Annotated in this window: 18 protein-coding genes; 9 read left to right on the forward strand and 9 right to left on the reverse strand. The window is 73.8% G+C overall.

Going from position 1 to position 17706, the window contains the following annotated elements; translation table 11 throughout:
• Nucleotides 1-213: 213 nt before the first annotated feature.
• Complete coding sequence (gene mgrA / locus IE316_RS27070; protein ID WP_190207113.1) at nt 214-1206, reverse strand: L-glyceraldehyde 3-phosphate reductase; 993 nt, start codon at nt 1204-1206, stop codon at nt 214-216.
• A gap of 112 nt (nt 1207-1318) precedes the next feature.
• On the opposite strand from mgrA, the gene IE316_RS27075 reads away from it, so the two are divergent.
• Both IE316_RS27075 and IE316_RS27080 read left to right on the forward strand, forming a co-directional pair.
• Nucleotides 1319-2203: a LysR family transcriptional regulator gene (locus IE316_RS27075; protein ID WP_190207114.1), complete on the forward strand. Its 885-nt coding sequence runs from the start codon at nt 1319-1321 to the stop codon at nt 2201-2203.
• 25 nt (nt 2204-2228) lie between these two features.
• Complete coding sequence (locus tag IE316_RS27080; RefSeq protein WP_190207115.1) at nt 2229-2744, forward strand: mycothiol transferase; 516 nt, start codon at nt 2229-2231, stop codon at nt 2742-2744.
• Here the strand turns inward: IE316_RS27080 and IE316_RS27085 are convergent.
• The 7 genes from IE316_RS27085 to IE316_RS27110 all read right to left on the reverse strand — a co-directional run bounded on the left by IE316_RS27085 (nt 2726) and on the right by IE316_RS27110 (nt 7796).
• Complete coding sequence (locus IE316_RS27085; protein ID WP_190207116.1) at nt 2726-3799, reverse strand: adenosine deaminase; 1074 nt, start codon at nt 3797-3799, stop codon at nt 2726-2728. The two genes, IE316_RS27080 and IE316_RS27085, sit on opposite strands and share 19 nt — an antisense overlap.
• Nucleotides 3796-4206 carry a VOC family protein gene (locus IE316_RS27090; protein WP_190207117.1) on the reverse strand — a complete coding sequence of 137 codons (411 nt, stop codon included), beginning with the start codon at nt 4204-4206 and terminating at the stop codon, nt 3796-3798. Before IE316_RS27090 ends, IE316_RS27085 begins: the two co-directional genes overlap by 4 nt.
• A gap of 119 nt (nt 4207-4325) precedes the next feature.
• The gene (locus IE316_RS27095; RefSeq protein ID WP_190207118.1) at nt 4326-5213 is read right to left on the reverse strand and encodes a glycoside hydrolase family 19 protein; all 888 of its coding nucleotides are present in this window, start codon (nt 5211-5213) and stop codon (nt 4326-4328) included.
• Between the two features lie 216 nt (nt 5214-5429).
• Nucleotides 5430-6539, reverse strand: coding sequence for an LLM class flavin-dependent oxidoreductase (locus IE316_RS27100; protein WP_190207119.1), 1110 nt, complete (start codon nt 6537-6539; stop codon nt 5430-5432).
• A gap of 3 nt (nt 6540-6542) precedes the next feature.
• Nucleotides 6543-7100 (reverse strand): NADPH-dependent FMN reductase, encoded by a 558-nt coding sequence (gene ssuE / locus IE316_RS27105; RefSeq protein ID WP_190207120.1) that lies wholly within the window; start codon nt 7098-7100, stop codon nt 6543-6545.
• A gap of 261 nt (nt 7101-7361) precedes the next feature.
• Nucleotides 7362-7445 carry a putative leader peptide gene (locus IE316_RS36300; protein WP_351057810.1) on the reverse strand — a complete coding sequence of 28 codons (84 nt, stop codon included), beginning with the start codon at nt 7443-7445 and terminating at the stop codon, nt 7362-7364.
• A 183-nt stretch (nt 7446-7628) separates the two neighbouring features.
• Nucleotides 7629-7796 (reverse strand): DUF8839 family protein, encoded by a 168-nt coding sequence (locus IE316_RS27110; protein ID WP_190207121.1) that lies wholly within the window; start codon nt 7794-7796, stop codon nt 7629-7631.
• A 161-nt stretch (nt 7797-7957) separates the two neighbouring features.
• Here IE316_RS27110 and IE316_RS27115 point away from each other — a divergent pair, with 161 nt between their 5' ends.
• The 5 genes from IE316_RS27115 to IE316_RS27135 all read left to right on the forward strand — a co-directional run bounded on the left by IE316_RS27115 (nt 7958) and on the right by IE316_RS27135 (nt 12819).
• Nucleotides 7958-9487, forward strand: coding sequence for an SDR family oxidoreductase (locus IE316_RS27115; RefSeq protein WP_190207122.1), 1530 nt, complete (start codon nt 7958-7960; stop codon nt 9485-9487).
• An 89-nt stretch (nt 9488-9576) separates the two neighbouring features.
• On the forward strand, nt 9577-10017 hold the full coding sequence (locus IE316_RS27120) for an SPW repeat protein (RefSeq protein ID WP_190207123.1): 441 nt from the start codon (nt 9577-9579) through the stop codon (nt 10015-10017).
• A 164-nt stretch (nt 10018-10181) separates the two neighbouring features.
• Nucleotides 10182-10445, forward strand: a complete 264-nt coding sequence (locus tag IE316_RS27125) for a GlsB/YeaQ/YmgE family stress response membrane protein (RefSeq protein ID WP_190207124.1) — start codon at nt 10182-10184, stop codon at nt 10443-10445.
• 144 nt (nt 10446-10589) lie between these two features.
• Entirely contained in the window at nt 10590-11075 is a 486-nt protein-coding gene (locus tag IE316_RS27130) for a nucleoside deaminase (RefSeq protein WP_190207125.1), read from the forward strand.
• A gap of 142 nt (nt 11076-11217) precedes the next feature.
• Nucleotides 11218-12819 carry an alpha/beta hydrolase gene (locus tag IE316_RS27135; protein ID WP_190207126.1) on the forward strand — a complete coding sequence of 534 codons (1602 nt, stop codon included), beginning with the start codon at nt 11218-11220 and terminating at the stop codon, nt 12817-12819.
• A gap of 10 nt (nt 12820-12829) precedes the next feature.
• Here IE316_RS27135 and asnB read toward each other — a convergent pair whose 3' ends face one another.
• The gene (gene asnB / locus IE316_RS27140) at nt 12830-14671 is read right to left on the reverse strand and encodes an asparagine synthase (glutamine-hydrolyzing) (protein ID WP_190207127.1); all 1842 of its coding nucleotides are present in this window, start codon (nt 14669-14671) and stop codon (nt 12830-12832) included.
• Nucleotides 14672-15062: 391 nt separating this feature from the next.
• On the opposite strand from asnB, the gene IE316_RS27145 reads away from it, so the two are divergent.
• Together IE316_RS27145 and IE316_RS27150 are read left to right on the forward strand one after the other, a co-directional pair.
• Nucleotides 15063-16085 carry a Gfo/Idh/MocA family protein gene (locus tag IE316_RS27145; protein ID WP_190207128.1) on the forward strand — a complete coding sequence of 341 codons (1023 nt, stop codon included), beginning with the start codon at nt 15063-15065 and terminating at the stop codon, nt 16083-16085.
• A gap of 249 nt (nt 16086-16334) precedes the next feature.
• Nucleotides 16335-17705 (forward strand): PAS domain-containing protein, encoded by a 1371-nt coding sequence (locus tag IE316_RS27150; RefSeq protein ID WP_190207129.1) that lies wholly within the window; start codon nt 16335-16337, stop codon nt 17703-17705.
• Nucleotide 17706: the final 1 nt, after the last annotated feature.

Genomic DNA, 17706 nt, shown 5'->3' on the forward strand with positions numbered 1-17706 from the left:
CGCCGGCCGGTGCGGCGCGTGTGCTCTGCGTGAGGGCGCCGTCGCGTGACGTGAGGCGTCCTAGGAGTCGAGTATGTTCACGGACGAATCACTGTCACCATGGCTTTCCGGCCACTCTCCTGGCATATTCACGGCGATCTCTGGCGAAAACCTTGCGGGCGTACGGGCGGCGCGTCCGGCGGCTCGCCGGACGCGCCGTTCCGCGCGGGCGCACTACGGTGCGAGCACCTCGTCGATGCGGGCCAGTTCCTCGGCGTCGAAGCGGAGGTTGCCGGTGGCGGCGACGCTGTCCGCCAACTGCCGGGGGCTGCTCGCGCCGACCAGGGCGGAGGTCACCCGGCCCTCGCGCAGCACCCAGGCCAGGGCCATCTGCGCCAGGGTCTGGCCGCGCTCCTTGGCGATCGCGTCGAGGGCGCGCAGCTTGCCGACGAGTTCCCCGGTGACGGCGTCGGAGCTGAGGAAGGGGCTGTCGCTCGCGGCCCGCGAGTCCTCCGGGATGCCGTCGAGGTAGCGGTCCGTCAGCAGGCCCTGCTCCAGCGGGGAGTAGGCGATGGAGCCGACCGCCAGCTCGTCCAGGGCGTCCAGCAGGCCCTCGGTCTCCGGGCGCCGGTCGAGCATCGAGTAGCGCGGCTGGTGGATCAGGAGCGGGGTGCCGAGGCCGGCGAGGATGCGGGCGGCCTCGCGGGTCTGCTCCGGCGAGTAGTTGGAGACGCCGACGTAGAGGGCCTTGCCCTGCTGCACCGCGGAGTGCAGCGCGCCCATCGTCTCCTCCAGCGGAGTCTCCGGGTCGGGGCGGTGGGAGTAGAAGATGTCGACGTACTCCAGGCCCATCCGCCGCAGGCTCTGGTCGAGGGAGGACAGCAGGTACTTGCGGGAGCCCCACTCGCCGTACGGGCCGGGCCACATCAGGTAGCCGGCCTTGGTGGAGATGACCAGCTCGTCGCGGTACGGCGCGAAGTCGGCCCTGAGGGCCGCGCCGAGCGCGGACTCGGCGGCGCCGGGCGGCGGGCCGTAGTTGTTGGCGAGGTCGAAGTGGGTGACGCCGAGGTCGAAGGCGCGGCGCAGGATGGCGCGCTGGGTCTCGACGGGCCGGTCCGGGCCGAAGTTGTGCCACAGGCCGAGCGAGAGGGCGGGCAGCTTCAGGCCGCTGCGGCCGGTGCGCCGGTAGGGCATGTCCGCGTAGCGGTCGGGGTGTGCGGTGTACAACGCGACTCCTGGAGGGGTGGGCCCACGAATACCGGGTTCCACTCTGTCGTGACCTGCGGGCAGTGGTCCAACAGAAGAATCCGATGGGATTGTGCGGATACGCTTCTCAATCATGGAACTGCGCCATCTCCAGCACTTCGTCGCGGTCGCCGAGGACCAGCACTTCACCCGGGCGGCGGAACGCCTGCTGGTCTCCCAGTCCGGCCTGTCGGCGTCGATCCGGGCGCTGGAGCGGGAGCTGGGCACAGCGCTGTTCGTGCGGACCACCCGCCGGGTGACGCTGACCGAGGCCGGCCGGGCGCTGCTGGACGAGGCGCGCCGGGTGCTGGCGCAGGTGCGGTCGGCGTACGAGGCGGTGGCGGCGGTGCAGGGGGTGCTGCGCGGCACCCTGTCGCTGGGCACCGAGCAGTGCATCGCCGGGGTCCATGTGGCGGGGCTGCTGGCGGCGTTCCGGCGGCGCCATCCGGACGTGGAGATCAGGCTGCGGCAGGCGGGCTCGGGGGAGCTGGCCGAGGAGGTCGCGGCGGGCCGGCTGGACCTGGCGTTCGCCTACCGGACGCGGGCGGACACCGACCAGTTGCGCTCGGTGTCACTGGCCAGTGAGCCGATGACGGTGCTGTGCCATCCCGGGCACCCGCTGGCGGCGCGGGGCGCGGTGCTCACCCCCGGGGACCTGGCGGACGAGGTCTTCGTGGACTTCCACCCGGACTGGGGGCCGCGCCGGATCACCGACACGGCGTTCGCCGCGGCGGGGGTGCGGCGCACGGTCGCGCTGGAGGTGAACGACGTGCACGGGCTGCTGGACCTGATCGACGAGGACCTCGGCGTGGCCGTCGTCCCCCGGCACTTCCGGCGCAAGCGGGCCTCGCTGACCTCGCTGCCGCTGAAGGACACCGGCGAGGCGGCGTACGAGACGATCGCCCTGCTGCCGCCGGCCGGTGCCACCAGCCCGGCGGCACGGGCCCTGCTGGCACTGCTGGAAACGGGGAGCGGCTGAGGGGCCGGTGCGTCATGGTGGAGCCATGCATGCCAAAGACATCCTCATCGAGGGCTACACCCGTATCCGGGAAGAGGTCCACGCGGCCGTCGACGGTCTCGGGCCGGAGCTGCTCAACACCCGGCCGTCCGACGACGCCAACTCCATGAGCTGGCTGCTCTGGCACCTCACCCGGGTCCAGGACGACCATGTCGCCGACGCCTTCGGGCTGGAGCAGGTGTGGCTCGCCCAGGACTGGGAGAAGCGGTTCGGTCTCGGCCTGCCCCGCCACGACACCGGGTACGGCCACAGCCCGGCGAAGGTCGCCCAGGTACGGGTCGACTCGGCCGGCCTGCTGACCGGCTACTACGACGCCGTGCACGAGCAGACCCTCGGCGCGCTGCGCTCGCTGACCGCCGGGGACCTGGAGCGGGTGGTGGACGACAACTGGGACCCGCCGGTCACCCTCGGCGTGCGGCTGGTCAGCGTCCTGTCCGACGATCTCCAGCACACCGGACAGGCCGCCTACCTCCGCGGGCTGCTTCAGAGCACCGGGGCGTAACCCGGCAGGACGACATCGGCGATGAGGGCCTCACGCTCGTCGAACGGGGCGAAGGCGCTCTTGAGGGCGTTGACCGTGACCGTGCGCAGGTCCTCGGCCGTCCAGCCCGCCTCGGTCACGAGCAGGGACATCTCGCGGGTCATCGTGGTGCCCGACACCAGACGGTTGTCGGTGTTGAGGGTGACGCGGAAGCCGAGGTCCTTCAGCGCGGTGATCGGGTGCCCGGCGATGGAGGCCGCGGCGCCGGTCTGGAGGTTGGAGGTGGGGCACATCTCCAGCGCGATCCGGCGGTCGCGCACCCAGGCGGCGAGCCGGCCGAGCTTGCCGGCCGCGAGGTCCGGGATGTCCTCGGTGATCCGCACCCCGTGCCCGATGCGCTGGGCGCCGCAGACCTGGAGCGCCTGGTGGATGCTGGGCAGGCCGTGCGCCTCCCCGGCGTGGATGGTGAACGGCATGTTCTCGCCGCGCAGGTAGGTGAAGGCGGCGAGGTGGTCGGCGGGCGGGAAGCCGTCCTCGGCGCCGGCGATGTCGAAGCCGACCACGCCCGCGTCCCGGTACGCCACCGCGAGGGCGGCCGCCTCGCCGACCCGGTCGAACATCCGCATTCCGCACAGCAGCGTGCCGACCCGGACCGGTGTGCCGGCCGCCGCGGCCTTCGCCATGCCGGCCGCCAGCCCCTCCTGGACCGTCTCGACGACCTCGGGCAGGGTCAGCCCGCGCTCCAGCATCAGCTCGGGGGCGTAGCGCACCTCGGCGTAGACGACCCCGTCGGCGGCCAGGTCGAGGACGTACTCCTCGGCGGCGCGCAGCAGGCCCTCGCGGGTCTGCAGCACGGCGAGGGTGTGCTCGAAGGTGGCTATGTAGCGCACCAGGTCACCGGAGTTGGCGGCCTCGTAGAACCAGTCGGCCAGCGCGTCCGGGTCGGTGGCGGGCAGTCGGTGGCCGGCGGACCGGGCCAGTTCCACGACGGTGGCGGGGCGCAGGCCGCCGTCGAGGTGGTCGTGCAGCACCGCCTTGGGCAGGCGGCGCAGGGTGTCGGTGTCGAGCCTGGTCATACGGGGGTGTCCTCGTCGGGGGTGGGCTGGAGCAGGTCCCAGCGGTTGCCGTACAGGTCCTGGAAGACGGCGACCGTGCCGTAGGGCTCGTGCCGGGGCTCCTCCAGGAAGGTCACGCCCGCGGCGCGCAGGCGCGCGTGGTCGCGGGCGAAGTCGCCGGTGTGCAGGAAGAACCCGACGCGCCCGCCGGTCTGGTCGCCGATCCGGGCCCGCTGCGCCTCGCCCTTGGCGCGGGCCAGCAGCAGCGCGGTGCCGCCGGTCCCGGTGCCGGGCCGGACGACGACCCAGCGGGAGCCGTCGGGCCGGGGCGTGTCCTCGGCGAGGCGGAACCCGAGGGCGCCGGTGTAGAAGGCGATCGCCTCGTCGTAGTCGTCGACGACGAGGGTGACCAGGGCGATGCGGGACATCGGGTCCTTTCGGCGGGGGGACGTCGACGGACGAGGTTATACGTAAAACTGCGGGACGCGAAACCGCCCGCCCACCGGCGGTGCGGTGGGCGGGCGGATCGCGGTGCCGGGGGCGCCGGTCAGCAGTACAGGTTGCCGCCCGGGTCGACGCCGAGGATCTGGGCGAACCGCTGGTAGGTGCTCACCCGGCTCTGCACCTGCGCCGGGTTCTTGCCGTCGCACTCCAGGGAGCCGTTGATGGAGCGGATCGTCTGGCCGAAGCCGGCGCCGTTGACCATGGCGTTGTGGGGGGTCATGGTGCCGGGGCCGGACTGGGTGTTCCAGTACCACAGGCCGGTCTTCCAGGCGACGGCCGCGTCGTTCTGCACCAGCCAGGGGTTGTTCAGCAGGTCGAGGCCGAGGGCGTCACCGGCCGCCTTGTAGTTGAAGTTCCAACTGAGCTGGATGGGGCCGCGCCCGTAGTAGGCGGCCTGGCCGGCCGGGCAGCCGTAGGGCTGGCTCCAGTCGCAGTAGTGCGGGTAGTTGGCGGTGTTCTGCTCGACGATGTGCACCAGGCCGCCGGTCTCGTGGCTGACGTTGGCGAGGAAGGCGGCGGCCTCCCGCTTCTTGGTGGTGTCGCTGCCGGTGGTGGCGAAGCCGGGGTAGGCGCTGAGCGCGGCGGTGAGCCCGCTGTAGGTGTAGAAGCCGTTGCGGCTCGGGAACATCTGGTTGAACTGGGCCTCGCTGACCACGAAGGTGCCGACCGGGGTCTGCCCGCCGTCGCAGGCGTAGGGCTCCCAGTACCAGGTGCTGATGGTGGGGTCGTAACCCGGGTTGGCGTGTTCGGCGATGTATGCCTTGCCGTCGGTGTAGCGCACGATGTCACCGGCGTTGTACGCCTTGCCGGCCACCCAGTTCGGGAAGCTGGAACACGCGGCGGCGGCGGCCGGCGTGGCCGGCGTCAGCGCCGGTACGGCGCCCGCGAGGGCCAGGATGGTCACGGCGGCGGAGATACGGCGTCTCGACACGGGATCAACTCCTTCACGGAGCACGGCCGTTCCCGTACAAGGGCAGCGCGGAGCCGGGCCGAGAGCACACGGGCCGGGCACGGCGCGGTGGGGGCGGCCGTGGTGGGGGGTGCCTGCGGGCCATACTCAACCGCGTTTGGTATGTACCAGTCAAGGGTGTAGACCAATCAACCATGTCGGAGCGCCCCGGGTCGGGGCGCTCCGGGTGTCACCGTCCTAGCCGAGGCCCGGCGGTGGCCGCCACAGGCCCCGGGCGGCGAGCCTGGGCAGGACGCCCTCGCCGAACCAGTACGCCTCCTCCAGGTGCGGGTAGCCGGAGAGCACGAACTCGTCGATGCCCAGGGCGTGGTACTCCGCGATCCGGTCGGCGACCTCGTCGTGGCCGCCGACCAGGGCGGTGCCGGCGCCGCCGCGCACCAGGCCGATGCCGGCCCACAGGTTGGGGTGGATCTCCAGGCCGTCCCGGCCTCCGCCGTGCAGGGCGAGCATCCGCCGCTGCCCCTCCGACTCGCTGCGGGCGAGCCCGGCCTGCACGGACCGCACGGTCTCCGGGTCGAAGCCGGCCAGCAGCCGGTCGGCCTCGGCCCAGGCCGCGCCGGCGGTGTCGCGGGTGATGACGTGCAGCCGGATGCCGAAGCGCGGGGTGCGGCCCTCCCGCGCGGCCAGGGCCCGTACCCGGGCGATCTTCTCGGCGACCTGCGCGGGCGGTTCGCCCCAGGTGAGGTACACGTCGGCGTGCCGGGCGGCGACCTCAACGGCGGCGGGCGAGGACCCGCCGAAGTACACCTCCGGCACCGGGTCGGGCGGCCTGGTCAGCTCCGCGCCCTCGACCCGGAGGTGCTCGCCGTGCAGGTCGACGGTCTTGCCCTCCCACAACTGCCGTACGACGGTGAGGAATTCGCCGGTACGGCGGTAGCGGGCGTCCTTGTCGAGGAAGTCGCCGTAGGCCCGCTGCTCCCGGCTCTCGCCGCCCGTGACGACGTTGAGCAGCAGCCGGCCGCCGCTGTGCCGCTGGAAGGTGGCGGCCATCTGCGCGGCGAGGGTGGGTGAGACGAAGCCGGGCCGGAAGGCGACGAGGAACTTCAGCCGCTCGGTGTGCTGGCTGACCATCGCGGTGGTCAGCCAGGCGTCCTCGCACCACGCCCCGGTGGGGGTGAGCGCGCCCGTGAAGCCCAGGCTCTCGGCGGCGCGGGCGATCTGGCCGAGGTAGGCCACGGTCGGCGGCCGGTCCCGCCCGGAGGCGGTGACCGGGCTGCCGTGGCCGCCGCCGACGACATCGCGGCTGTCGCCGTTGGTGGGCAGGAACCAGTGGAAGGTCAGGGCCACCGCTCAGCCCGCCGCCGCCAGCAGCGGCAGTTCGGCGCCGAGCGCCGCCGAGAACCCGTCGACGACCTGGGCGAGGGCCTCGGCGGCGGCCGGGGCGACGGTGACCGTGCCGTCCTCGCGCACGGTGATGTCCTTGTCGAGGGTGAACCAGCCCTGCACTATGTGCTCGGCGCCCATGGAGTTCAGCACCGGGCGGAGCGCGTAGTCGATGGCGAGGACATGTGCGGTACTGCCGCCGGTGGCCAGCGGCAGCACGGTCTTGCCGGTGAGCGCGTACTGCGGCAGCAGGTCGAGGAGCGCCTTGAGGACACCGGAGTAGGACGCCTTGTAGACGGGGGTGGCGACGACCACGCCGTCCGCGCGGGCGAACAGGTCGGTGGCGGCCACGATCGCGGGGTGCCGGAAGTCCGCGCCGAGCAGCGCCTCGGCGGGGACGGTGCGGATGTCGAGCGGGACCACCTGGTGGCCCTGGGCGGTCAGCCGCTGGTCGAGGTGGCGCAGCAGGCGGTCGGTGCGGGAGGAGGCGGACGGGCTGCCGGAGACGGACAGGACGGTGGCCATGGGTCCTCATTTCGGGTGGAGCGAGGGCGCGCCGGGGCGGTACGGGTACGGCCGCGCCGCCCGCCGGACAGGGCGGCGCGCCGCGGCCGGCCCGGACGGGCGGGCGGACGGCGCGGAGCCGCTGACCAGCGGTCGCGGACGACGGTGGCGTGGCACGGACCGGGGCGGTGGCACGGCCGGCGGGGCGGGCGCGCGGGGAAGCACGTGCCGCGAGCGCGGCACGGGAGAGGGCGGCGGACCGGGGAAGCGGTCGAAGGGCGATCAGGCCGCGGAGCGACAACAGGCGCTGGAGACCCGCGCGAGGTCGACATGGCGTCGCCGCGTGAGGTCCAGTCGTGTCGTCATGCGATCGATCGTGACAGCCGCCGTCGACAACCGTCAAGGAGAAGCCGGTCGTTCTCGCATCCCGGACCCGGTTCCCCGAGGGGATGTTCCGCGCGACCACACCCCGTGGGACACACCCCGCCGGAACACCCCGTAGGCCGGACCGCGCGTCTCCTCGCGGTCCGGCCTACGGGGCCACCGGGCTCACTCCTCGTCGGACCTCGGCACCACGACCAGGAACGCGTCCGAGTTGATGTCCATCACGACGGTCGCCGGCTCACCCGCGGCGCGCCGCTCGGCCGCGTACTCCTCGGCCGGCCACGAACCGCGCGGCGACCCCGCCGGAAATCGCTCCAACACCTTCGCGCTCATGCGGATGACACCTCCAGGTCGACCTTCGGACCGCGGACCTCGCGTGTAATCCGCATGCCCCCGTTCGAATCCGGTATGTCCCCCCTGACGGCCGTCCGGTGGAGCCCCGCCCGGCGGGGTGCTCCCATGGAGGGGGGCACCGAGCTGGAGGGCCGAGCACCATGCCGAGCGACGACACCGGACCGGGACTGCGCTGCCTGGTCACCGGCGCCACGGGGTACATCGGGGGCCGGCTGGTCCCGGAACTCCTCGCCGCGGGCCACCGGGTGCGCTGTCTGGCCCGCTCCCCCGGCAGGCTGCGCGACCACCCCTGGGCGGGCGACGCCGAGGTGGTGCGCGGGGACGTCACCGACCCGGACTCCACGGCCGCGGCGATGCGGGGCGTCGACGTGGCGTACTACCTGGTGCACGCGCTCGGCACCGGCGCGGGGTTCGAGGAGACCGACCGCCGGGCCGCGCGGCTCTTCGGGGAGCGGGCGCGGGCCGCCGGGGTGCGGCGCGTCGTCTACCTGGGCGGTCTGACCCCGGCCGGGGTGCCCGAGCGGTCCTTGTCGCCGCATCTGCGCTCACGCGCCGAGGTGGGCCGGATCCTGCTGGCCTCGGGGGTGCCGACCACCGTGCTGCGGGCCGCGGTCGTCATCGGCTCCGGCTCGGCCTCGTTCGAGATGCTGCGGTACCTGACCGAGCGGCTGCCGGTGATGGTCACCCCGAGCTGGGTGCACACCCGTATCCAGCCCGTGGCGGTCCGGGACGTGCTGCGCACCCTGGTCGGCAGCGCGCGGATGCCGGAGGACGTCAGCCGAGCCTTCGACATCGGCGGCCCCGATGTGCTGACGTACCGTCAGATGATGGAGCGGTACGCGGCCGTCGCCGGGCTGCCGCGCCGGCTCGTGGTCTCCGTCCCGGTCCTCACCCCGCGGCTGTCCGGCTACTGGGTGGGCCTGGTGACGCCCGTGCCCGCGTCGATCGCCCGGCCGCTCGCCGAGTCGCTGCGCCACGAGGTGGTGTGCCGGGAGCACGACATCGCGCGGTACGTGCCCGATCCGCCGGGCGGCCCGGTCGGCTTCGACGACTCCCTCCGGCTCGCGCTGCGGCGGGTCCGGGAGGCGCGGGTGACCACCCGCTGGTCGTCCGCCTCGGTGCCCGGCGCCCCCAGCGACCCGCTGCCCACCGACCCCGACTGGGCGGGCGGCAGCCTCTACACCGACCACCGGGCCGTGCCGGTGGACGCCTCGCGGGAGGACCTGTGGCGGGTGATCGAGGGCATCGGCGGGGAGCACGGCTGGTACTCCTTCCCGCTCGCCTGGGCGGTACGGGGCGGGCTGGACCGGCTGGCCGGCGGGGTGGGCCTGCGGCGCGGGCGCCGGGACGCGACGAGGCTGCGGGCCGGGGACTCGCTGGATTTCTGGCGGGTGGAGGAGATCGAGCGGGGGCGTCTGCTGCGGCTGCGCGCGGAGATGCGGGTGCCGGGAGCGGCCTGGCTGGAGATGTACGCCGAGACGGACGAAGGCGGGCGCACCCGGTACCGGCAGCGGGCCCTGTTCCACCCGCACGGCCTGCTGGGACACCTGTACTGGTGGGCGGTGGCACCCTTCCACGCCGTGGTCTTCGGCGGCATGGCCCGCAACATCGCCCGCGCCGCCGCCAAGGGCGAACGGGCCGGGACGGCCCCGCCGGACGACTACACATAAGCGGGAAATAAGAGCATCATGGACATACGCGGCACCCGGCACATACCGCGGCAGCCGCGGTCGGTCCTGCCAGTCGAAGGAGACGACCCATGGCCAACGTCTCGCACCCCAGAGGTGACATCACGAGTCATCCCGACGCCCCGGAGATGCGGGCCAGATACGCCCGTATGCTCGGCGGCCGCGATGTGGCGCTCGTGGACGGACCGGTGTTCCTGCTCGGTCTGTACTGCGCCGTGTCCCCGTGGATCCTCCACTTCACGGGGAGCCAGCCGTCGCTCGTCGCCCACAACCTGATCATCGGCATCGCGATCGGTCTGCTGGCGCTCGGGTTCACCCGGGCCCCGGAGCGCATGTACGGCCTGAGCTGGGCCATGTGCGCCATGGGCGTATGGATGATCGTCTCGCCCTGGATCGTGGGCACGCGCCCGGACGCTGGGGTCATCTGGAACAACGTCGTCATCGGCGCCCTCGCCCTGCTCCTCGGCGCGTTCTGCGCCGCCACGGCGGTGAAGAGCGCCCCCAGGCCGTAGCCCGGCCCGAGCCAGACCGCGGCGGGCCGGTCCGCGCCCTGCGGACCGGCCCGCCCGGCACGCTCCCTTCGCGCCGGTCGTACGCCCCCGGACTGACCCCGCCGCCCGCGGGCAGACGCAGTACAGCGCAGTACCACGGAGGTTCCGGAGCGGAAGGGGCGGAAATGGAGATTGACGGGATCATCAGCGCGATCGTCATCGGTGTCGTCATCGGCGTCCTGGGCCGGCTCGTGGTCCCGGGCCGCCAGCGGATCGGCATCCTGTGGACGATCCTGGTCGGCATCGTGGCGGCGCTGATCGGCACCGCGATCGCGGGCGCGTTCGACGTGGCGGACACCGACGGCCCGGACTGGATCGAGTGGCTCATCCAGATCGGCCTGGCCGCGGTCGGCGTGGTCGCCCTGGACCGGGCGAAGTCCCGCCGCTGACGGCGGCGGCACCGGCGTACGGCCGGCCACCGCACGACCGACGGCACCGCACGACGCGGGGGCGCACCGGGCACCCGGCGCGCCCCCGCGTCGTGCCCGTAGGGTGATCTTGTCGTCGATCACTCGTGAGGAGGGCCGTGCACGATGGCCGTGAAGGATGCCGAACTGCCGTATCTGCGCCGGTGCGTGGAGCTGGCCGCGCGGGCGCTGGAGGCCGGGGACGAGCCGTTCGGCTCGGTGCTGGTGGGCGCCGACGGCACGGTGCTGGCCGAGGACCACAACCACGTGGCGTCCGGTGACCGCACCCAGCACCCCGAGTTCGCGCTCGCCCGCTGGTCCGCCGCCCATCTGACGCCGGACGAGCGGGCCGCCGCGACGGTCTACACCTCGGGCGAGCACTGCCCCATGTGCGCCGCCGCGCACGCCTGGGTGGGCCTCGGGCGCATCGTGTACGTCGCCTCCTCGCGGCAGCTCATGGCCTGGCTCACCGAACTCGGCGTCCCCGCGCCCCCGGTGCGCACCCTGTCCGTCCAGGAGATCGCGCCCGGCGTGCCGGTGGACGGCCCGGTGCCCGGGCTGGCCGAGGAGGTGCGGGCGTTGCACGTCCGCTTCCACGGCGGCCAGGGGTGAGCCACCGGCGGTTGCCGCGAAGACGCGGATGATAAGCCGTCCCCCGCCCTTCCGCCCGCCCGGAGGCGGGGGTTCCGGGAGCCGCTTATGGTGATCGAGGGCGCCGTTCTGCGGTCCCCGACGGGGCGCCCGGGAGGCATCGATGCTGGCCAAGCTGTCGACTCGGCCCTCGGTCCGGCGCTGGGCGGTCCCCGGCGCGCTGGGCCTGGCCCTGCTGGGCGCGGGGCTGCCCGCCGCCGTGCCCGCCGCCGCAGCGGACGAGGACACCGGACGCGGGCTCGCCCGGTTCTACGACCAGCGGGTCAGATGGTCGGCGTGCGAGGAGACGGACGCGCCGAAGGACCTCCAGTGCGGCAAGGTCACCGTGCCGCTGGACTACGGCCGGCCCGCGGCGGGCTCCCTCGACCTGGCCCTGGCCCGCTACCGGGCGACGGGGCCCTCCCGGGGCTCGGTGCTGCTGAACTTCGGCGGTCCGGGCGGCTCCGGCGTCGACGAACTCACCGCCGGCGGCAAGGACTTCCTGCACCTGACCAACGGCTACGACGTGGTGACCTTCGATCCGCGCGGTGTCGGCCGGTCCTCACCGGTGAGCTGCGGCCCCGGTTCGGTGCGGATCATGGAGGCGACCGACGGGGACGAGGGGATGAAGGACCCCCGCGAGACGCTGCGGCAACTGCGCCGGGCCGCCGCGCAGTGCGCCGAGCACTCCGGGCGCGTCCTGCCCCACATAGGCACCGTGAACGCCGCCCGGGACCTGGACGTGATGCGCCAGGCGCTCGGCGACGACAAGCTGAACTACCTGGGGTTCTCCTACGGCACCCGGCTCGGCGCGGTGTACGCCGCGCAGTTCCCGCACCGGGTGGGCCGGCTGGTGCTGGATGGCGTGGACACCCTGACCGAGCCGCTGGCCGAGCAGGGCGCGGCCGGTGCCCGGGGGCAGCAGACCGCGCTGGAGAACTTCCTCGACTGGTGCGTCCAGGACATCGCCTGCCCCTTCGGCCAGGACGCCCGGGACGCCCGGCGCCAGGTCCTGCGGCTGGTCGGCTCGCTGGACCAGGACCCGGTGCCGTCCGCGTTCGGTGAGCCGTTCACCGGGCAGGACCTGGTCGGCGCGCTCAGCCAGGGGCTCTACAGCCGGCGGATGTGGCCCGCGCTGGAGCGGGCCGTCGCGCAACTGGTGGAGAGCGGCGACAGCGGCGGCCTGGAGGGCTTCGTCTCCGGCGGGGTCGGCTTCCCCGTCCGCCGGGCCGCCGGCGGCGGGCTGACCGACCCGGAGGACGTGCCGCTGGACAACCTCCCGGCGGCGCTGATGGCGATCAACTGCGCCGACGACCCCGACCGCCCGAGCGCCGAGCAGGTCACCCGGTCCCTGGGCCATCTGCGCCGGCGGTACGAGGAGGCGTCCCCGGTGTTCGGCCGGTACCGGCTCACCCAGGTGCTGATGTGCTACGGCCGGCCCCGGGGCACCGACTACATCCGCGACGAGGTGAAGGGCGTCGACACCCCGAAGATGCTGCTGGTCGGCACCCGCGGCGATCCGGCGACGCCGTACCGGTGGACGCAGGAGACGGCCGCGCGGCTCGGGCCGTCGGCCGTGGTCCTGGACAACAAGGGCGAGGGGCACACCGGGTACGCGTCCTCGGAGTGCGTGCACCGCAAGGTCGACGACTTCCTGCTGTACGGCTCGCTGCCGCCCTCCGGCTCCTCCTGCGGACCCGAGGAGGGGCGGGAGAGCGGCGGCTGAACCCCCGGGGTCAGTCCAGGACGATCTCGGGCCGGTACAGGTCCAGCCAGAGCGCGAGGTCGAGGGCGCGTTCCAGGCCGCGCCGGCCGGCCTGGGTGCTGACCGGCGTCTCCCGGTCGGCCGCCGCACGCAGCCGGTCGCGGTCGACGAGGTCGAAGACCGGGTGCCCGGAGCGGGCGAGCAGCTCCCGGGCCTGGTCCTGGAGGGCCGCCGCGTACTTGGGGTCCTGGGTCGACGGGTAGGGGCTCTTGACCCGGTCGTACACGGACCTGGGCAGCACGTCGGCGGTCGCCTCGCGCAGCAGGGTCTTCTCCCGGCCGTCGAAGGACTTCAGCGCCCAGGGCGTGTTGTAGACGTACTCGACCAGCCGGTGGTCGCAGAACGGGACCCGCACCTCCAGGCCGACGGCCATGCTGGCGCGGTCCTTGCGGTCCAGCAGGATGCGCACGAAGCGGGTGAGGTGCAGGTAGGACATCCGCCGCATCCGGTACTCGAAGTCGCTCTCGCCGTCGAGCCGCTGGAGGCCGGCGACGGCGTCGCGGTAGCCGTCGGCGACGTAGCCGGACAGGTCCAGGGCGCGGGTGAGGTCGGGGCGGAGCACGTCGGTGTCCTCGCCGAGGTGGCGGCCCATGGTGACCAGCCAGGGGAAGGCGTCGGCGGTGCGGGCCGCCTCGTCGAAGAACTGCAGGTAGCCGCCGAAGACCTCGTCGGCGGACTCGCCGGACAGGGCGACGGTGGAGTGCTCGCGGATGGCCCGGAAGAGCAGGTAGAGGGAGCTGTCCATGTCGCCGAGGCCGGCGGGCAGGTCGCGGGCCCGGATGACCTTGGCCCGTATCTCGGGGTCGGCGAGGTCCTGGGCGTCCAGCACGATGTCCTGGTGGTCGGTGCCGGCGGTGCGGGCCACGTCGTGCACGAAGGGGGTGTCGGGGGTGCCGCGCAGTTCGTCGGCGACGAAGTTCTCCGTCTGCCCGGCGAAGTCCACCGCGAAGCTGCGGACCTTCTCGCCCCGCTCGGCCAGTTGCCGGGCGGCCAGCGCGGTCATCGCGGAGGAGTCCAGGCCGCCGGAGAGCAGGGTGCAGCGAGGTACGTCGGCGACCAACTGGCGGCGCACGATGTCGTCGAGGAGCGAGCGGACACGGGCGACGGTGGTGTCGCGGTCGTCGGTGTGCGGCCGGGTCGGCAGCTCCCAGTAGCGGCGCACCCGCAGCCCCGCGCGGTCCACGGTGACGACGGTGCCCGGCTCGACCTCGCGCATGCCGTCCCAGACGGCGTGGCCCGGCGTCTTGATCATGGTGAAGAGTTCGCACAGCCCGTCGAGCCGGACCCGGCGGCGGGCCAGCGGGTTGGCGAGGATCGCCTTGGGCTCGGAGCCGAAGAGGACGCCGTCGGCGGTCGGGTAGTGGTAGAAGGGCTTGATGCCCATGCGGTCCCGGACCATCACGAGCCGGTCCGCGCGGCCGTCCCAGACGGCGAAGGCGTACATGCCGTTGAGGCGTTCGGCGAGCGCGTCGCCCCACTCCAGGTAGCCGCGCAGCACCACCTCGGTGTCGGAGTCGGTGGTGAAGCGGTGGCCGCGGCCGGTGAGCTCGCGGCGCAGTTCGGTGAAGTTGTAGGTCTCGCCGGAGTAGACGAGCGCGACCGTGCCCTCGGGGGTGTCGGCGGTCATCGGCTGCCGGCCGCCGGGCAGGTCGATGATGGCGAGCCTGCGGTGGCCGAGCGCGGCGGGGCCCTCGGCCCAGACGCCGCGGTCGTCCGGTCCGCGGCAGGCCATCGTCTCGGTCATCGCATCCAATGCCGCCCGCTCACCGCGCAGATCGCGGTCGAAGGAGACCCAGCCGGTGATTCCGCACATGCCCTACCTCCTGCGTCCGGTTCGCCGGGGCGCCCGCGCCGAGCGGCGCTTTTGCTGGTGCGAGCGACGACCGGCCGAACCAGTTGTAATAACCATCTACATTCCGAGCGTGCGCGATCCGAGCCCAGAAGGTCAACGTGGCCGTAACGTGGCCGATACACGGACCCCCATCATTTCGGCCACTCTTTGCATCCGCGATACCCGCTCCGCCCGTCGGTGGCACCCATCGAACGCCCTCGGGACGCCCTTGGGCGCGACGATCCGGCCACGGGCAAAAACTCCTTCAACCCGCGCGGCACCGACCCCGCGCCGGCCCGCCCCTTGACGGCCGTGGAACGCTGGCCTCGGTGCCCGCGGACCTCCGGCGGGCCGGAGAAGGAGCCGACGGAACGTGAGTCAGTTGCTGGGCGTGGCGGTCCTCGGCGCGGGACACATGGGCGCCGACCACATTCGACGGCTGGACCGGGTGGTGAGCGGGGCCAGGGTCGTCGCCGTCGCCGACCCCGACGCCGCGCGGGCCGAGGAGGCCGTCGCCGGGCGGGCGGGCGTGACGGTCCACGCCGAGGCCGAGGCCGCGCTGGACGTGCCCGGGGTCGAGGCGGTGCTGATCGCCTCCCCCGGCGAGGCGCACGAGGAGGCGCTGCTCGCCGCGTTCGCCCGGGGGCTGCCGGTGCTGTGCGAGAAGCCGATGGTGCCCGACCCGGCGGGCGCGCTGCGGGTGGTGGAGGCCGAGGCCGGACTGGGCCGGCGGCTGACCCAGATCGGGTTCATGCGGCGCTACGACACCGAGTACGCGCGGCTGAAGTCACTGCTGGACAGCGGGCGGCTGGGCCGGCCCCTGCTGCTGCACTGCACCCACCGCAACGTCTCCTCGCCCCCGTACTTCACCTCCGCGATGCTGATCGACAGCTCCGTCTCGCACGAGATCGACGCCGCCCGCTGGCTGCTCGGGCACGAGATCGACGCGGTGACCGTGCACCGGCCGCGGCCGTCCGCCGGCGCGCCCGCGGGCCTGTCCGACCCGCAGTTCGTGGTCTTCGAGACCGACCGGGGCGCCCTGGTCGACGTGGAGGTCTTCGTCAACTGCGGCTTCGGCTACCAGGTGCGCTGCGAGGCCGTCTGCGAGGCGGGCAGCGCCCGGATCGGCGAGGACCACACCATGGTGGTGACGGCGGCGGGCGGGGCCCGCGAGGAGGTGCCGGCGGACTATCTGCTGCGGTTCGCGGACGCCTACGACCGCGAGCTGCGGGCGTGGGTCGACGCCACCCGCGCCGGCCGGGTCACCGGACCGAGCGCCTGGGACGGCTACGCGGCCGCCGCGGTCGCCGAGGCGGGAGTGCGCGCCCTGGAGTCCGGCACCCGCACGGCCGTCGGCCTGGCCCCGCGCCCGGCCCTGTACGCGGAACCCCACTAGAACCCCCGCACATCGAACACACGGACCACACCAGAACGCCCGTACGCCTCAGTCAACTCCCGTATCCTTCCTACGACTTGGCGCCGCTCGAAGGACGCACCGGGGACGGTGGCATATGCCGCTGGCACCGCCGTGCCGGGTGTCGCCAAATCCCTTACGGGGCCTGGCGGGCTGTGCGACAGTCGATAGCGGTTCTCCCGCCCGCCGCGGTCCCGTCCCGGTCGGACCGTCAGCACACCGGAGCGCGTCATGCCGTCCCACCTGTCCGCGGGTCATTCCGCCGCCCCGCCGCCCGGCCGCCGCGCGGTCGAGTCGCTGATCACCCAGGCGCGGCGGCTCAAGGGCGACGTGGACGCCGTGCGCCGGGGCACCCCGCGCGACGGAGCGGACCCCCACGGACGCTGGCGGCGCGCCCTGTACGACCTGGCGCTGCACCAACTGGAGGACCTGGACGAGCACTTGGCGCAGTTGCGGGAGGGTCCGGCACCGGCCGCCGGGACCGGGCACCCGGCCGGGTCGCTGCTCAGCCGGGTCGGCAGCGCCGAGTGGAACCTGCTGACGGACGCCGCCGACTGGTCCGGGGAGCTGTACCGGATCCTCGGCCGCGACCCCGCCGCCCCGCCGCTCACCCTCGACGAGCTGCCGTCCCTGGTCCTGGACGAGGACCGGCCGAAGCTGACCGCGATGGTCACCGGCTGTCTCGTCGACGGGCGGCCGATCGACGGCGAGTTCCGGGTCGTCCGCCCGGACGGCACCGTGCGTACGGTGCACATGATGGGCGAACCCGTGCTCGACGCCGACGGCAGCACCGCCTCGATGTGGGCGGTGCTGCGCGACGTCACCGCACTGCGCCGCAGCCAGCGGGCGGTGGCCGCGACCCGGGAGGCGATCCACCCCCGCCCCCGGGACACCGGGCCGGAACCGGCGCCGCTCCCCCGTACGGCCGGTCTGGACCTGGCCGCCGCCCGCTCCCCCGCTTCCCCCGACCGCCCCGGCACGGCCTGGTACGACGCCGCCGAGACCGCCGACGGCGAGGTCCTCCTCGGCGTCGGCCCCCGCCCCGGCGACCCGGAGACCACCGCGCTGCTCATCGGCACCCTGCGCGGCCTGGCCATGGCGGGCACCCGGCCCGGCGCGATGCTCGGCCGGCTCGCCCTCACCGGCACCGCCTGCTGTACGTACCGGGCCGGCACCCGCGTCCTGACCTGGGCGGGCACCGGACACCCCGCCCCGCTGCTGTTCCGCGACGGGACGGGGCGCCGGCTCGGCACACCGCCGTCCGCCGGCCGGGCACCCGAAGCGGGAGCACCCGACGCCCGGGCACGCGACGTTCAAGCGCGCGATGCACGCACACCTGACGCCCAGGCACGCGACGTTCAAGCGCCCGATACACAGGCACCCGACTCCCAAGCACCCGTCTCCCAGCCCGAGGAGACCCTCCGGCCCGGTGATCTGCTGCTCCTGCACACCGGCCCACCGGCCGTGGCGGACCGGCTGCTCGCCCTGGCCCCCCGCCTGGCCGAGGCGGGCTCGGCGCAGGAAGGGGTGCGGATCGTGACGCGGGAGTGCCCCGGACTCGGGGACGACACCTGTGTGCTGGCCGCCCGGGTGCTGCCGTGAC

Source organism: Streptomyces fumanus (genome assembly GCF_014655295.1).
GTDB lineage: Bacteria > Actinomycetota > Actinomycetes > Streptomycetales > Streptomycetaceae > Streptomyces > Streptomyces fumanus.

What these genes read in the sequence shown, in the direction of transcription:
- IE316_RS27075 (WP_190207114.1), top strand. Translation starts at nt 1,319, where the DNA reads ATGGAACTGCGCCATCTCCAGCACTTCGTCGCGGTCGCCGAGGACCAG.
- IE316_RS27125 (WP_190207124.1), top strand. Translation starts at nt 10,182, where the DNA reads ATGGAGATTGACGGGATCATCAGCGCGATCGTCATCGGTGTCGTCATC.
- IE316_RS27110 (WP_190207121.1), bottom strand. Translation starts at nt 7,796, where the DNA reads ATGAGCGCGAAGGTGTTGGAGCGATTTCCGGCGGGGTCGCCGCGCGGT.
- ssuE (WP_190207120.1), bottom strand. Translation starts at nt 7,100, where the DNA reads ATGGCCACCGTCCTGTCCGTCTCCGGCAGCCCGTCCGCCTCCTCCCGC.
- IE316_RS27080 (WP_190207115.1), top strand. Translation starts at nt 2,229, where the DNA reads ATGCATGCCAAAGACATCCTCATCGAGGGCTACACCCGTATCCGGGAA.
- IE316_RS27085 (WP_190207116.1), bottom strand. Translation starts at nt 3,799, where the DNA reads ATGACCAGGCTCGACACCGACACCCTGCGCCGCCTGCCCAAGGCGGTG.
- IE316_RS27135 (WP_190207126.1), top strand. Translation starts at nt 11,218, where the DNA reads ATGCTGGCCAAGCTGTCGACTCGGCCCTCGGTCCGGCGCTGGGCGGTC.
- IE316_RS27130 (WP_190207125.1), top strand. Translation starts at nt 10,590, where the DNA reads ATGGCCGTGAAGGATGCCGAACTGCCGTATCTGCGCCGGTGCGTGGAG.
- IE316_RS27150 (WP_190207129.1), top strand. Translation starts at nt 16,335, where the DNA reads ATGCCGTCCCACCTGTCCGCGGGTCATTCCGCCGCCCCGCCGCCCGGC.
- IE316_RS27120 (WP_190207123.1), top strand. Translation starts at nt 9,577, where the DNA reads ATGGCCAACGTCTCGCACCCCAGAGGTGACATCACGAGTCATCCCGAC.
- IE316_RS27115 (WP_190207122.1), top strand. Translation starts at nt 7,958, where the DNA reads ATGCCGAGCGACGACACCGGACCGGGACTGCGCTGCCTGGTCACCGGC.
- IE316_RS27090 (WP_190207117.1), bottom strand. Translation starts at nt 4,206, where the DNA reads ATGTCCCGCATCGCCCTGGTCACCCTCGTCGTCGACGACTACGACGAG.
- asnB (WP_190207127.1), bottom strand. Translation starts at nt 14,671, where the DNA reads ATGTGCGGAATCACCGGCTGGGTCTCCTTCGACCGCGATCTGCGCGGT.
- IE316_RS36300 (WP_351057810.1), bottom strand. Translation starts at nt 7,445, where the DNA reads ATGACGACACGACTGGACCTCACGCGGCGACGCCATGTCGACCTCGCG.